The 14,110-nt window shown below is 41.8% G+C and carries 14 protein-coding genes and 2 pseudogenes; 7 read left to right on the top strand and 9 right to left on the bottom strand.

The genetic code is table 11. The features are described 5' to 3' along the window. Positions 1-144: 144 nt before the first annotated feature. From DOT_RS09780 to DOT_RS32665, 4 genes and pseudogenes are all read right to left on the bottom strand, one after another. Entirely contained in the window at positions 145-624 is a 480-nt protein-coding gene (locus DOT_RS09780; protein WP_009617721.1) for a tyrosine-type recombinase/integrase, read from the bottom strand. Positions 625-730: 106 nt separating this feature from the next. Then, positions 731-1,363 (bottom strand): type 1 glutamine amidotransferase family protein, encoded by a 633-nt coding sequence (locus tag DOT_RS09785; protein WP_009617724.1) that lies wholly within the window; start codon positions 1,361-1,363, stop codon positions 731-733. Between the two features lie 76 nt (positions 1,364-1,439). Next, a complete protein-coding gene (locus tag DOT_RS09790) occupies positions 1,440-2,402 on the bottom strand; it encodes a YafY family protein (RefSeq protein ID WP_009617726.1) in 963 nt (320 codons plus the stop codon). Between the two features lie 63 nt (positions 2,403-2,465). Then, a pseudogene (locus tag DOT_RS32665) lies at positions 2,466-3,040 on the bottom strand (recombinase family protein). A gap of 132 nt (positions 3,041-3,172) precedes the next feature. On the opposite strand from DOT_RS32665, the pseudogene DOT_RS09800 reads away from it, so the two are divergent. Further along, positions 3,173-3,466, top strand: a pseudogene (locus DOT_RS09800) (Tn3 family transposase); the annotation flags it as partial. A gap of 669 nt (positions 3,467-4,135) precedes the next feature. Then, positions 4,136-4,303 (top strand): hypothetical protein, encoded by a 168-nt coding sequence (locus tag DOT_RS31045; protein WP_009617732.1) that lies wholly within the window; start codon positions 4,136-4,138, stop codon positions 4,301-4,303. A gap of 10 nt (positions 4,304-4,313) precedes the next feature. On the opposite strand, the gene DOT_RS09805 is transcribed toward DOT_RS31045, so the two are convergent. From DOT_RS09805 to DOT_RS09820, 4 genes are all read right to left on the bottom strand, one after another. Then, the gene (locus DOT_RS09805) at positions 4,314-5,132 is read right to left on the bottom strand and encodes an ABC transporter permease (RefSeq protein WP_009617734.1); all 819 of its coding nucleotides are present in this window, start codon (positions 5,130-5,132) and stop codon (positions 4,314-4,316) included. 1 nt (position 5,133) lies between these two features. Next, positions 5,134-6,114 carry a daunorubicin resistance protein DrrA family ABC transporter ATP-binding protein gene (locus DOT_RS09810; RefSeq protein WP_009617736.1) on the bottom strand — a complete coding sequence of 327 codons (981 nt, stop codon included), beginning with the start codon at positions 6,112-6,114 and terminating at the stop codon, positions 5,134-5,136. Between the two features lie 85 nt (positions 6,115-6,199). Next, positions 6,200-7,255: a HAMP domain-containing sensor histidine kinase gene (locus DOT_RS09815; protein WP_009617738.1), complete on the bottom strand. Its 1,056-nt coding sequence runs from the start codon at positions 7,253-7,255 to the stop codon at positions 6,200-6,202. After that, positions 7,252-7,932 carry a response regulator transcription factor gene (locus DOT_RS09820; RefSeq protein WP_009617740.1) on the bottom strand — a complete coding sequence of 227 codons (681 nt, stop codon included), beginning with the start codon at positions 7,930-7,932 and terminating at the stop codon, positions 7,252-7,254. Before DOT_RS09820 ends, DOT_RS09815 begins: the two co-directional genes overlap by 4 nt. Positions 7,933-8,173: 241 nt before the next feature. On the opposite strand from DOT_RS09820, the gene DOT_RS09825 reads away from it, so the two are divergent. The 5 genes from DOT_RS09825 (at position 8,174) to DOT_RS09845 (ending at position 13,157) form a co-directional block, all read left to right on the top strand. Further along, positions 8,174-8,848 carry a response regulator transcription factor gene (locus DOT_RS09825; RefSeq protein WP_139024179.1) on the top strand — a complete coding sequence of 225 codons (675 nt, stop codon included), beginning with the start codon at positions 8,174-8,176 and terminating at the stop codon, positions 8,846-8,848. Continuing rightward, entirely contained in the window at positions 8,845-10,581 is a 1,737-nt protein-coding gene (locus DOT_RS09830; protein WP_009617744.1) for a HAMP domain-containing sensor histidine kinase, read from the top strand. Before DOT_RS09825 ends, DOT_RS09830 begins: the two co-directional genes overlap by 4 nt. A 178-nt stretch (positions 10,582-10,759) precedes the next feature. Beyond that, positions 10,760-11,401 (top strand): SGNH/GDSL hydrolase family protein, encoded by a 642-nt coding sequence (locus tag DOT_RS09835; RefSeq protein WP_009617746.1) that lies wholly within the window; start codon positions 10,760-10,762, stop codon positions 11,399-11,401. An 11-nt stretch (positions 11,402-11,412) separates the two neighbouring features. After that, positions 11,413-12,861, top strand: coding sequence for an MBOAT family O-acyltransferase (locus DOT_RS09840; protein WP_009617748.1), 1,449 nt, complete (start codon positions 11,413-11,415; stop codon positions 12,859-12,861). Between the two features lie 14 nt (positions 12,862-12,875). Beyond that, positions 12,876-13,157, top strand: a complete 282-nt coding sequence (locus tag DOT_RS09845; RefSeq protein ID WP_050809856.1) for a DHHW family protein — start codon at positions 12,876-12,878, stop codon at positions 13,155-13,157. 55 nt (positions 13,158-13,212) lie between these two features. Here DOT_RS09845 and DOT_RS09850 read toward each other — a convergent pair whose 3' ends face one another. Next, complete coding sequence (locus DOT_RS09850; RefSeq protein ID WP_009617752.1) at positions 13,213-13,974, bottom strand: MBL fold metallo-hydrolase; 762 nt, start codon at positions 13,972-13,974, stop codon at positions 13,213-13,215. Positions 13,975-14,110: the final 136 nt, after the last annotated feature.

Here is a 14,110-nt window from a genome sequence, read left to right on the forward strand (position 1 = left end):
GCCGGAGCTTATGAGTCGATATGGATTTAGGGTCAAGGCCAGATGCAATAATATATTTTTAACAACATTTTGAATAGCTTTGGTTGTCATCCGCCTGTTGTTTCTTGAAATGAATAATGCATTGGTAGGTATATCAATGGATTTTCATATTTGAATCCATTTATTAATCGATTTTTTGGCCGCTGGAGTCAAATAGATTCTACGTTCCTTATTCCCTTTGCCAACGACACTAATAACTTCATTATCTACTTGGTCGATATTTAAGCTTGCTAATTCGGATAAACGTAAAGCACAGTTCAGAAAAATGGTTATTATGCCATGATCGCGTGGAGACTCCTCGCATTGAATTAGAAGTCTAACTGATTCTTCTAGACTTAAGTATTTTGGTATTCTTTTAGGGAGTTTTGGGGTTTCCAATTCTTCAGCAATATTGTTATCAATGAGATGAGCCTTTGTTTTGAGATACTTCCAAAATTGACGGATAGATACGATTTTTCTTGCTCTAGTGCCAGGCGAAGCGTGTAGTTCAGTTTGACAATATGCAATGAATGTAAACATATCGTTAAGAGTTATCGTTTTTATGAATTCCAAGTCAACCTCTACAGAGAAATTGGGCTTTTTCATTACCCATAAGCATTTTTAAGTTATATTCAAAAACCATGCTTTGACATCGTCTAAAGCATGGTAATTATTTAAACTAATATAAATCTGCTAAGTTGATTTTTTTAGCTCATCTATTTATTGAATTCATTAACTGGAAGAAGTATTCAGGTTTGTGAGTCTTATTTAGGTTATACCATGAATGTAATGTATCTGGTGAAAATACATCTAATTTTTTCAGTACTTCCATCGCAAATTCCAGAGGAGCTACTCCTGATGCAGTAACCAAATTCTCACCAGATACCGCAGGTCCCATCTCATAAAATTTTTCTCCTTTATAATTAGGACAAACCATTTTAATATACTCTAAGTTATTGCTTGTATGCTTTCTAGAATCTAGGTATCCCATATTCGCAAGGGCCTCAGTTGCACCACAAATTGCAGCAACAATAGTGCCGAGCTTTAAGGCTTCGCCAATTTTTTTCATGATTGGTTGATGAATAACTTCTCCCCAAGTATTCCCTCCAGGCAAAACTAAAAGATCTTTACTCTCAAGAGTACACTCATCAAGGGAAATATCTGGTTTTATGCTCAGTCCCCCCATCGTAGTAATAATTTCTTTATTAGCTCCTACTGTAACTACTTTTAAAGGTGCTATATCTTTTTTGAAATATCTTCCTGTGTTTAATTCTGCAATTAAATATCCATATTCCCAGTCTGACATTGTGTTAAATACATATAGATAAACTTTTTTTGTTTGCATCCAATAACACTCCCAATCACAATTGATATAGCCAATTATAATATAACTTCCCTGACAGCTAACGTCAGGGAAGTTATCATACTTGATGAAATTTTATTAATTCCGACAGAACTTCAATAAGTCTTTTCTTTAGACTTAATGGCTCAATAACTTGAATAGATTTACCGTACGGTAAAAGTAAATAAGGTACATATGTATGTATCATATCCTTTTCAAGAAGAAATACTGCTTGATTTGAAGTCCGTTCTTGTAAATAATGTCCTAAAAACCAATGTTGGCAAATATCTCCCAACGTCCTTGTATTCCCATTAATAACTAAAGAAGTAATCCCTTCCTTATCTTCTATAGTAGGAAGGAGGTTTTTCATAAAAAAGTCACGTGCTGAAAAATTTTCTGGCCGGTTAAACTTATTTTCGGTTAGCATTAGACTTTCAATTCGATCTACTCTAAAACTACGGATATCATTCCTAAGATGACAAAATCCAATCACATACCACTTATTATTCCAATAGATAATTCTGTACGGATCGACCAATCTATAATTTAATTGCTTTTCGCCACTTTTATGGTAAAGAATTTTTACTGAGTACCCGTCAGCTACGGCCTGCTCCAACTCCTTCAAAAAAGGTTCCATAGAGAGTGAACTTAATCGACTTATTACTTCAAGACTAGTTAAATGTTGGTTTATCTTTGTTTCCTGCTCTTGATTTGAGTATTTACTTAGTTTTGAAATGGCCCTATTTAGTGCTTCACCTCCATAATATCCGGCTTCTTCTGCAAAAACAGCAGCGTGAAATAGTGAAGTTTGCTCCTCAAAATCAAAAAAAAGAGGAGCCTCAATAAAATTGTTCAATAAAGTGTATCCACCGTTATGTCCTGGTTCTGAAATAATAGGTACGCCACTTGTTGAAATTGTATCAATATAACGATACACAGTCCTTATATTCATCTCTAACTTTTCTGAAATTTGTTTTGCAGTAATTTTTTCACCTGAACGAAGCATCCATAGAATTGCTAACATATTGTCAATTTTAGGCATATAATTCCACCTCTATATGGAATTTATTTTCTATTATATATTTCCGATTTTTGGTATAACTCATCAACTGTTCCTTTCCGATAGTTTTCTATATAATGAGGCCCTAGACACATTTGTAATTTCACAAATTTGATTTACAGTCATATCTCCCTCTTTATAAAGCTTTACTGCATAATTCATTCCTGCATGATTTTTATGGTACTTCTTTAACCGACCTTTAAACTTTCCTTCTTTCTTAGCCAGTTCAATCCCTTCACGCTGCCGCATACGGATAAGATCACGTTCTAATTGGTTTACACCCGCCATAACCGTAATTAAGAATTGGCTGTAGGGATTATCTTCTGATAAATCTAGCCATGTATCTTTTAAGGATTTTAAATTTGCCTTTTTACTCCGTATGTTATCGATTAATTCAAATAAATCTTGTGTACTACGAGTAATCCTAGTTAAGTCCGTAACATAAATGATGTCACCTTCTTGTATATCCTCTAACATTTTTTGAAGTTGCTCACGATCTTTTGTTGTTCCGGAAACTTTTTCTTCAAAAATAATATCCATTCCGATTTCGTTCAGTTGCTGAAATTGCCTTGAAGGATTTTGGCTAGTTGAACTGACAGTATATAACCGATTTTTCGCAAAATATCACCTCATTTTTGAGACAAGTCTTATGAGACGCTCTTAACTATGATTTAATCAGTCTCCTACACTTGTATCAATAGAGTACACTCTATTGATATATAATTGGAAGTAATAAATTGAAAAATTACAGAAATGGGATGATTAGCGAGTATCCAAAACTAGAAGCTATTTTACGTGGACAAATAAATACAAAGGTCATTGGAGAAAATTATGAGGATGTTTTACGATTAGCCCATTCAATAAGAGAAGGAACAGTCTCAGCATCCCTTATTATGGGGAAATTAGGTTCTTATGCAAGACAGAACAGTTTAGCTACAGCCTTACGCGAAATGGGCCGAATAGAAAAAACAATCTTTATTCTTAATTACATTTCAGATGAATCGCTAAGAAGAAAAATACAAAAAGGATTGAATAAAGGAGAAGCCACACCAAGTCTAATTATTTAGACTTATGGAATTATTATAATGCTTATTTTGATATAAAAAGTTATGATGAGGGGATTTTATACAAAGGTATTAAACCTATAGGTAGTAGTGAAATTAAGGTTAGCAGTTGAAAATCATTTTTTCGAAGTGATAATCTACCCGGAAGTGATCGTTAGGGGACAGCACGCTTTTTTCCTGCTACCCCTCTCCCATACCTTGCAATCCCCGTCAAAAAAGCTATAATTAGAAATAGGTGGAAATTAAAAAGTCGCCGTGACCTGAAAGTGTTGGCGCACTTCCAGGCACGCGCAGGTGTATAGGCACCTACACGTAACAGACTGTCCACGACGACATTTTTATTATACAATGTTGCCCGTTTATGCACAAGCAAGGTGCCTGTGCTCCGGTGTAGCGATTGTAATGGAACGTCGTCAGAAAGCAGACTGTGCGGTTTCACGCAGCAGGAGATCAACCTATTCCTGACCCAGGCAGCGGAAAAGAACGTTAATTGGGTTCAGGTATTTAGGATTCAGCAAATAACGAAGCATAGCGCATGTGTAGGGTAAAAAACCTCGCATGCGCTTTTTAATTTCCCCTATAAAAGCAGACGGCAGGCCCGGGTCACAACCCTGAGCCTTGCCGCTGCTTGAAATAGGGGGAGTAGATTGGATGTTGGACTATAGAAAGATGTGTTTTCAGCTGGCGGCTAAAGTAGCTGATGCCATGGATATCCTTTTAAAAGCACTGCAGGAGGGAGAAGCAGAATTCATGGAGGGGGAGCCGTTTCCGGGGTTCAAAGTTGTAGCCATTAAAGATGAACACCGTGATCCTGAATAGGGAAAGAGGATCACGCCTTGCGTTTATAGGCAATAAGTGTCAGCGGAATGAATACAAGGAGTAACGCCAAAGTACCTGATAATGCGAACCAAAAATCCGCGCCGATGGTGCCATAGGTCAACAACTGCCGAACCACTGTTACGACATGGGACAGGGGGTTGATATGCAGGACAAAATATTGCAGTCGGCCCGGCATGGTTTCCGCCGGAACAAAAGCGTTGGACAGGAATACTAAGGGGAACATTACGACGACACCAATGGCAGAGGCTGTTGAAATAGTCTTGGTGCACAGACTAATGAAGGCAAACACCCAGCTCAGACACCAAGCAACGAACATCACGAAAAGGATGCTGAAAATCACTGCGGAAATGCCTGCTTCGGGCCGGTAACCGAGAAGATATCCTGTCGTAAAAACTGTAATTCCTCCCATGACGTAGCGCACAAGGTCGGCAGTCAAACTCCCCGCCAAGGGAGCAATCCGCGCAATAGGCATTGATTTGAAACGGCTGGTTGTGCCTTTGTCAACATCCTCCCGCAGTTTACTGCCCGCGGTGGTGCAATTGGTGAAGGATGACATCAGCAAAACGCCGGGGATAACAATGGGCAGATAGTTGGAGATGTTGCCTGCAATCGCTCCTCCGAATAAAAAGGTGAAAAGTAAGGTGAACATAACCGGTAAGACCACGAAATCCACAAATATTTCGGGATTATGAAACATTTTTAAGAGCGCCCGATAGGCGAGGGTGCCTGAATTTCTGATTGCGCGGCCAACTCCGACGCGATTTTTTAGGTTGCGCTGGTTGGCGGGCAGGATGGTGGTATTCGGCATATTAATTTTCCTCCTTTTTAGCTTGGGAACTCTCACCGGTCAGGGCGAAGAACACCTCATCAAGGGTAGGCTGCAGGATGCTTACCCCGGACAGCGCGATTCCGGCATCTTTCAGTGACGTCAGTACATCCGTCAGTTTGTCGGGGTTATTCATGGGCGCAATCAATTCAGATGCTTCCGCAAGATGAACCTTCGCTTTGAGTATGCCCCTGATGATCTGCGCTGCGTTGGCGGTGTGATCCGCGTCTTTGACGGTTAAGCGCAAGGAACTGCTGCCCACGGAGCGTTTCAATCCCTCCGGGGTATCGTTGGCAACCACTCGTCCCTTGTCGATGACCACAATGTTGTCGGCCAGCTGGTCGGCCTCATCAAGATACTGGGTGGTCAGCAATACCGTCGAGCCGCCTTTGACCAGCTTGCGTATGGTCTGCCACATCTGGGTCCGGGTTCTGGGGTCAAGACCGGTTGTCGGCTCGTCAAGGAAGATCAGCGGCGGCTGGGAAATCAGACTTACCGCCAGGTCAAGCCTGCGCCGCATACCGCCGGAAAACTTGGACAATGAGCGGCTGGCCACATCGCTAAGCCCAAACTCTGCCAAGAGTTCATTCCCTATTCGCCTAGCATCTTGGCGGGAATATCCATATAGCCTGCCGAAAATCATCAGGTTCTCCAAAGCCGTCAGATCTTCATCGATAGAGGCGAATTGCCCTGTCAGCCCAATCAGTTGCCGGACAATTTGAGTTTCGCTCAGCACATCATAGCCGAATATTTTCACATTCCCCGCATCCGGTTTGGACAAGGTGGCAAGCATATTGATTGTCGTCGTTTTTCCTGCACCGTTGGGACCCAGTACACCACAGATGCTGCCTGTGGGGATACTCAGACTCACTCCGTCAACAGCCCTGTTATCCCCAAAGGTCTTTACCAAACCGTGAGCTTCAACCGCTAAAATTGAGTTATTCTTCAGCCTTGTGTTTGTCATAAAAAATACCCTCCGTTTCCTTTACAGCTTTATGGTAAGCTTGCAAAATAAACGGAGGGTAAACGGAATATAAACAAATATAAACTCAAAGGGTGACGATCAAGGTTGTGCCTTTTCCTGGCTCGCTTTCTACACTCACTATCCCGCCGTGCAGCTCCACAATTTTTTTGACAAGGGACAGCCCCAGACCATTGCCGCCCAGGGAGCGGTCCCGGGATTTATCCACTTTGTAGAAGCGCTCAAAGATATGGAGCTGATCCTCCGGGGAGATACCCATGCCGTTGTCGGCAATAGTGCAGATGGTTTTCCCGCCCTTTGCGGCAAGGGTAATCTGAATCCTGCCACCCTCCGGCGTAAATTTGATGGCGTTGTGCAGGAGATTAATCCAGACTTGGGAAAGAAGTTCCTCGTCAGCGGAAACCATCACTTTGTCCAGATCCGCTGTTATGGAGATGTTTTTCTGCGACCATTGGGGGTCCAGTAGAATCACTGCGCTTTGCAGTTGCTTATCTAAGCGGAATTGACGGGCGGCAAGGGGGATGACGCCGGAATCCAGTGAGGAAAGTTTCAGTAAATTTGAACTTAACTTTGACAGGCGGGCGCTTTCAGCTTTGATAATCTCCAGGTAATGCTTTCTCTGCTCAGGCATAAGGGCGTTATTTTCCAAAAGCGCCGCATAGCCGCCGATGGATGTGAGGGGGGATTGTATTTCATGAGAAACGTTGGAAACAAAATCCTGCCGCAAGGTTTCCAGGGTGCCAAGGGCTTGCGCCATGGTATTGATGCTCTCAACAAGTTCACTGTGATCCCTGAAGTCTCGTGGGTCGAGGAATACGCTGAAATCCCCATGGGCAATTCGACTCATGGCGTGGGAGGCAACCTTAAAAAAGCTGTCCTGCAGCCAGCCGTGGTCTTTTCCTTGCTGAGCACGCCGGAGGATATAGAAAAACAGAAAAAATTCCAATGCTAACACAGCAAGAGATAGGAGTCCGTAAAGTACATAGGCGGCCGGCTCCGGCGGCCGGCCGATTATTGTGTAAATCATCATTGTCAGATAATACCCCGCCGTGAACCCTGCGATAATGATGAACAGGCACCAAAGCAGCCAGCTAAGTGTTTGCGGCCATTTTTGTTTTTTCATAGGGTCGCCTCTAAGCGATAGCCAATTCCGCGGATGGCGGTGATTTTGAAACCGTATTGTTCCGCCGGGAATCTCTCGCGCAGACGATTGATGTGAACGTCCAATGTCCGCTCGTTTCCCTCAAAATCACTGCCCCATATGTCCTCGATGAAACTATCCCGTGGGATGATTTTACCTTGGGAGCGGGCGAGTTTGTAAAGAACCTCAAACTCTTTCAGGGGAATATCCTCCCTGCGCTGGCTGCCCAGATAAATGGTATGGCTGCTGTTATCAACCGTCAGCTTTCCGATACTCAAAGCCTCGGAAGCAGGGACTTTATACCGCCGGAGCAGCGCTTTCACTCGGATAATCAGCTCTGCCGGTTCAAAGGGCTTGGTGAGGTAATCGTCTGTCCCAAGTTCATAACCTTTTACTTTTTGACTTATATCCTCCAGGGCTGTTAACATGAGTATGGGCATGTCCTCATAATATTGGCGAAGTTTCCGGCACAATTCAAAGCCGTCCATATTCGGCATCAGAAGGTCAATGACACAAAGGTCAGGGCTTGTGTCTGTCATTTTGCGCAGTGCGTCCCGCCCGTCGGAGGCTTCAAAGGTGATAAAGCCCTCGTTTTTGAGGACTGTGCTGACAAGTTCGCAGATATAGGGGTCATCATCAACAATCAGGATGGTATTCATGCCAACACCTCCGTTCTCAAATAGTTGATTTTATTTTAACACGTAAATATAAACGGAGGATAAACTGAGACCTTCTCGGCGCTGTGCTCACCCCGGCTTAGAAAATCATTGGGGTATAGAGAACTGTGAAGTTGAGTGTTGTTCTGAGTGAAAAACATTTATCAGATATAGATTTTCATAAGAAAAGAAAAAGTGGATAAATGTGTAAATAATTCGGATGAGGTGTTAAGGCGAGCATATGATGAATAAAATTTTGGTTGTTGAAGATGAAGATATTTTGCGCGAAGTGATAATAGATTATTTGACCGAGGATGGATATCAGGTATTAGAGGCGGCAGATGGAGAGAAAGCTTTAGAGCTGTTTCAATCAAATTTAGTTGATTTAGTAATACTTGACATTGTTCTGCCGAAGCTTGACGGCTGGTCCGTATGCCGCAGGATACGAAAAAGCTCCGCTATTCCCATAATCATTTTGACCGCTCTTTCAGATGAGGATGACTCTCTTCTGGGATATGAGCTGGGAGCGGATGATTATCTGATCAAACCATACAGTCCTCGTATTTTAATGGCAAAAGTGAAACGCTTTCTTGAAAAATACTCAGGTACTATAGATGGAATGCCAATATCATCTGGCGGTATTGTCATAAATATGGGCTCAAGACTTGTTTATGCAGATGGCAATATAATTAATTTGACACATACAGAATTTGAAATCCTGGCTTACTTAATGCAAAATAAAGGGAATGTAATTACCAGAGAGCAGCTGATCGCTAAAGTATGGGGTTATGATTTTTATGGTGATGAAAAGACAGTGAACAGCCATATTAGAAACCTGCGTGCTAAGTTGGGTAGTAAAGGCAACTGCATTGTTACGGTTATCCGTTCGGGATATAGATTCGAAGAGGAACAGCTATGAAAAAAAGTATTGTTTTTAAATGGTTTATGTTAACAGCTCTAATATTCTCCACGATGTTTTTATTTATCGGGATCGCGCAAAATTACTTTTTTGAGAAGTATTACATTAATGAGAAATCAGAGACTCTCCAAAGGTATATGAACAAGTATTCTGATATGGCAGGGAAAAAAGGAGCGGAAGCCGCATCGGTCGAACTCTATAAGAATAACCATATCTGGATAACAAAACTGGATGAATACGGACGTATCAGTGATGCAGAAAGTTACTATATTGACGTAAAATTGAAGAATGAATCACAGGATATTTGGCGAATTCCAATGTACTCCTTTGAAGGAGAATTTTCATCTGATGTGCTCTCCTTGTTAAAAGTAGGGGATGAGGTGATCATTGATACCGTTAATATAGCAGATGAAAGGATACCTTATCAGATACAGACTGGCTCAATGGGAGTCGTAAATTTAAGCATTGCCAATAAGCTGCATGGCTCCCATGCCGATAAAGCATACAGTCACCTTGAAACCGGTCTGTACAGGGGAACGATAACGAAAACCGTATTTCCTGAACGAACTGAGTATATACCGTTTCCTTACCAGGAACGTTATTTTTTGGAGCAGGTAAAGGTATTTCAGGCAGGTCTGCTGGCAGATAATAGGAAACCTCTTCAGAGTACGGAAGAACTTAGTAAGGAGGAAAATTTTTCGGAATATAAGGTAATCATAAAACCGGTTATTGAAGAAGGGGTAACAAGATATATTTTTGCCATGACCTCTCTTCAGCCGGTAGATGAGGCAATAGCGGTCATACGGCAATTCTATCCTTACTTTTTTGGATTCACCTTGCTGTGTATTGTATTTTTGGCATTTATTTTTTCTAAGTGGCTGGCGAAACCGTTGATATCCATCAACCAGATCACAGGAAAAATAGCAAAGATGGATTTTACGGAAAAGCTGCCCGTGGGTTCTGAAGATGAAATTGGTCAGTTATCCAGAAATATCAATTACCTGTCGAACCAGATAGAAGTGTATATTAATCAGTTGAAACAGGATCTTGATAAAGAGAAGCAACTGGAAAATACGCGGAAGGAATTTATTGCTGGGGTGTCTCATGAGCTGAAAACCCCTCTTGCTGTTATGAAAAGTTGTCTGTCTATTTTAAAAGACGGAATTGCGGCTGAAAAAAGGGACCATTACTTTCAGGCGATGGAAGACGAAATACAGCGGACAGACTTGCTTGTTGTCAATATGCTGGATCTGGCTAAGTTTGAATCCGGTACCTATAAGCCTGAAATGGCTCCTTTTGAAATAGACAAAGTGATTACCGAGGTATATAAGTCGCTTGCCGAGCAAATACAAGTGAAAAGTCTTTCGATTTCATTAAGACTTAGTCCTCAAATGGTAGTGGGGCACAAAGGGTTAATCAGCCGTGTTATGACAAATTTTCTTAGTAATGCAATCCAGCATACGGAGAGTGGACATGCGATTGTAATTGCCGTAAAAAGCAATGAGCAAACAGCAGAAATCAGCGTAGAAAATCAGGGGAATTCGATATCAGAGGAAGACATGAAATCGATATGGAATCAATTCTACCGTGTTGAGGCGAGGTCATCCAAATCGGGTACGGGTCTTGGGCTTTCCATATCCAAGGAAATACTGGAACTTCATCATGCATCTTATGGTGTGGAAAATACAAAAGATGGCGTCCGGTTTTTCTTTATACTGCCTGTACAGTCATAAAGCAATAGTTGGATCAACTTGATATTTTACCGTCAAAGCAGCCGTGAAGGGTGATATCCTTCATGGCTGCTTTTTTTGTAGGAAGGAAAATAACATCTGGGCTTCATTCCATCTGCACCTGTTCTGCATTTCGCTGCTGTAATATCTAATGTATTAAATATAGAAAAGAGGTATTTATATGAAAAAATTCATGATGTGTTTCCTGATAGGCATTCTTCTGATTGGTACGGCTGCCTGCGGGAATGAAACTGCTGGAAATGAAAAAGCTGGTAAGGATGAAATAGCTGAAAAGGATGTTACAGCTCAGTTTAAGAACAGTGTGTTTATAGGAGATTCCATTACCGAAGGTTTGGCTTTTAATGAAATTCTGCCTAGCGAAAATGTAATGGCTGGGGCGGGAGCTACAGCAGGTTATATCTATGAAGAGTACATGGATGATTTAGCTGGAAAGAAGCCGGATAACGTCTTTATCATGTTAGGATCGGACGACATGCTCATGCCGGTAGATGATCCTAAAGCATCATTTGAAAGTGATTTGACGAAACTGATTAATAAAATAAAGGAAGAAGCGCCCGGCGCAAAAATATATCTCCAATCCATAACACCTGTAACCCAGGAAGCATTAAAACAGTACCCCCGCTATAAAGGAATAGACGAATATAATAAGCTATTAAAGGAACTGGCAGATAAATTATCCGCTAATTATGTTGACATAGGGGCAATAATAAAGGAAAACCCCGATTTGTTTGCCGAAGATGGTGTTCACTTCAAGAAAGAATTTTATCAGCTGTGGCTGAAGAAACTCTCTGAATCACTATAGCGGAGGGTTCTATGGTTTTCAGCAGTTTGTTTTTTACGTTTGCCTTTTTGCCGGTCACAGTAATTCTATATTATTCGTCAGGCGGGTCGTTCACTACGCGAACGGCTCGCCCATGGGTCCTGGGACAGCATTTGAGGAATATTGTCCTGCTTGCTGCAAGCCTGTTTTTCTATGCATGGGGAGAGCCTGCCTATGTAATATTGATGTGCATCTCCATCATGATTAATTATTGCATAGGTTCTTTTTTAGACAAAGATAATACCGGCAGACGAAAGCGGAAGCTTTGGTTAATAATAAGTCTGGTGTTTAACTTTGGCTGTCTCGCATATTTTAAATACTTCGGCATGTTAATAGGCACAATAACATCCGTCAGCGGCTGGAATCTGAATGCAGCAGCGCCAGCACTACCTATCGGGATATCGTTTTATACCTTTCAAGCTCTATCCTATGTGATTGATGTATACAGGGGAAAAATAAAATCACAGAAAAGCCCGATTCTGTTTGCACTTTACATTTCGATGTTCCCGCAGCTGGTAGCCGGGCCGATTGTGAACTATGCAGACATTGAATCACAGTTAGCTGACAGACGCGTGACCCTCCGAAAATTTAACGAGGGGCTTCATCGCTTCCTGTGCGGTCTGGCCAAAAAGGTGCTGCTCGCCAATAATATAGGCCTGCTATGGTCCCAAGTAAAAGCCATGCCCAGTACAGAAATTTCCGTACTCATGGCATGGGGCGGGATCATGGCCTTTACCTTGCAGATTTATTTCGATTTTAGCGGGTACTCAGATATGGCCATCGGATTGGGAAAAATGTTTGGATTCCGTTTCAAGGAAAACTTCAAGTATCCATACATTTCGCAAAGTATCTCAGAATTTTGGCGCAGGTGGCATATCTCCCTTGGATCGTGGTTTAAGGAGTATGTCTATATTCCTCTTGGCGGGAGCCGTGCCGGTAAGTGGAAACTGATACGGAACCTGTTCATCGTATGGTTTCTCACAGGGCTCTGGCATGGCGCAAGCTGGAATTTTGTCATATGGGGGCTTTATTTTGGAACTCTATTATTGATAGAAAAATTGTTTTTGCAGAATAGAATGGCACGATGGCCGAAGGCTTTCCGCTATATATACTCACTGCTGTTTGTTATGATAGGCTGGGTGTTTTTTGAATTCTCGAACCTGACTGATGCGTTGAGTTTTCTGCGGGTCATGTTTGGGTTGGGTGGCACCGCGTTTATTGACAACCAAGCAATTATGAAGTTAAAAACTTGTGTCATCTTATATATTGTTTGTATCAGTGCTGCCTCACCTTGGCCGAAGAAACTAGCATTATCATTTAAGAGAATTCATCCTAATATTTATAAATTGGCAGCAAACGTATATTATTGCGCATTAATGTTTTTTTCAACGGCATATATGGTTGGTTCAACATACAACCCTTTTATATATTTCCGATTTTAACCTGGAGGATTGATATGGGAACAAAAACCAAAAGAAATCTTTCTATCATACTGAATATTTTGTCTGTGTTTCCCCTTTTATTTATACTTGCTATGTTTATATTGCATCTTGCCCTCCCGGACATAACCTTTTCGAAAGAGGAGCGCCGCTATTTAGCACAATGGCCGCCTGTCTTCCATATTGAAGGGATAATAGATGGCAGCTATATGACAAAAGTTGAAACATATTTTTCTGATCAGTTCCCTTTCCGCATTTTTTGGGTTCATATACAGAAAGATTCCGATCAATTTTTATAAAAAAAGTGATCTAGGTATAACAGGAAGTGTTATCTTTTCTATTAGGATCTCTGCTTTACAACCATACAGCCCAGTCCCCATAATCGAAGGTTCCGCTGCCGTGATGCAGCTGCCCTTTGGCTTGGAGCTGCTGGAAAGCATCACGCATCCGGATAAGGATTTCGGGTTGAATGTCTAAAGTATGGTGTGCCGGGAACACACCCTTTACCGGCAGCGCCGAAATCTTCTCCAGGGAAACCAGATACGCTTCCGGATCCGTGGATGGATAGTAGGCAAACAGCGTGTCTTTATAGACCAAGTCGCCGGTAAAAAGATAGCCGCGATCCTTTTCCCAAAAGCACATATGTCCCGGTGAATGTCCGGGAGTATGCAGTACCTGAATGCACCGGCCTCCAATGTTGATTTTGTCGCCGTCCTTCAGTACTCTTGCCGGTGTACCCTGAAAGAATTCATAATTATTGACATTATAGCCTTCCGGCAGCTCACAGCGGTCAACTACCATGCCTTTGATCTGTTCCATGGTTAGAGGGAATTCACCTTTAAGCCAGTTCAGTTCTTCTTTATGAGCGTAAAAATCCGGAAAATATTGGTGACCGCCAATATGATCCCAATGGATGTGGGTAGCAGCTGCGATAACCGGCTTGTCAGTCAGCTTCCTTACTACGTCATAAATATTGCAAATGCCGAGGCCGGTATCAATCAGAAGACTGCGCTCAGAGCCATTCAGAAGATAGCAGTGAGTTTCCTCCCAATGCCGGTATTCGCTGATGATATGTGTATCTGCGTCAATGTGGTCAATAGTAAACCAATCCTTCATCTATCTAACCTCTTTAAATTTTTAGTTATTAATATCATATCAAAGTGGATGAAGGTTTGGAATCTAAAGTGGTCAGAGCCATAAAGCTTGTGGAGCAGTATTGTACTGTGTTTAATATCATGAAATACGGCAGCAA

Origin of the sequence: Desulfosporosinus sp. OT (assembly GCF_000224515.1) — a bacterium.
Classification (GTDB): domain Bacteria; phylum Bacillota; class Desulfitobacteriia; order Desulfitobacteriales; family Desulfitobacteriaceae; genus Desulfosporosinus.

What these genes read in the sequence shown, in the direction of transcription:
- DOT_RS09780 (WP_009617721.1), bottom strand. Translation starts at nt 624, where the DNA reads ATGAAAAAGCCCAATTTCTCTGTAGAGGTTGACTTGGAATTCATAAAA.
- DOT_RS09785 (WP_009617724.1), bottom strand. Translation starts at nt 1,363, where the DNA reads ATGCAAACAAAAAAAGTTTATCTATATGTATTTAACACAATGTCAGAC.
- DOT_RS09790 (WP_009617726.1), bottom strand. Translation starts at nt 2,402, where the DNA reads ATGCCTAAAATTGACAATATGTTAGCAATTCTATGGATGCTTCGTTCA.
- DOT_RS31045 (WP_009617732.1), top strand. Translation starts at nt 4,136, where the DNA reads ATGTTGGACTATAGAAAGATGTGTTTTCAGCTGGCGGCTAAAGTAGCT.
- DOT_RS09805 (WP_009617734.1), bottom strand. Translation starts at nt 5,132, where the DNA reads ATGCCGAATACCACCATCCTGCCCGCCAACCAGCGCAACCTAAAAAAT.
- DOT_RS09810 (WP_009617736.1), bottom strand. Translation starts at nt 6,114, where the DNA reads ATGACAAACACAAGGCTGAAGAATAACTCAATTTTAGCGGTTGAAGCT.
- DOT_RS09815 (WP_009617738.1), bottom strand. Translation starts at nt 7,255, where the DNA reads ATGAAAAAACAAAAATGGCCGCAAACACTTAGCTGGCTGCTTTGGTGC.
- DOT_RS09820 (WP_009617740.1), bottom strand. Translation starts at nt 7,932, where the DNA reads ATGAATACCATCCTGATTGTTGATGATGACCCCTATATCTGCGAACTT.
- DOT_RS09825 (WP_139024179.1), top strand. Translation starts at nt 8,174, where the DNA reads ATGAATAAAATTTTGGTTGTTGAAGATGAAGATATTTTGCGCGAAGTG.
- DOT_RS09830 (WP_009617744.1), top strand. Translation starts at nt 8,845, where the DNA reads ATGAAAAAAAGTATTGTTTTTAAATGGTTTATGTTAACAGCTCTAATA.
- DOT_RS09835 (WP_009617746.1), top strand. Translation starts at nt 10,760, where the DNA reads ATGAAAAAATTCATGATGTGTTTCCTGATAGGCATTCTTCTGATTGGT.
- DOT_RS09840 (WP_009617748.1), top strand. Translation starts at nt 11,413, where the DNA reads ATGGTTTTCAGCAGTTTGTTTTTTACGTTTGCCTTTTTGCCGGTCACA.
- DOT_RS09845 (WP_050809856.1), top strand. Translation starts at nt 12,876, where the DNA reads ATGGGAACAAAAACCAAAAGAAATCTTTCTATCATACTGAATATTTTG.
- DOT_RS09850 (WP_009617752.1), bottom strand. Translation starts at nt 13,974, where the DNA reads ATGAAGGATTGGTTTACTATTGACCACATTGACGCAGATACACATATC.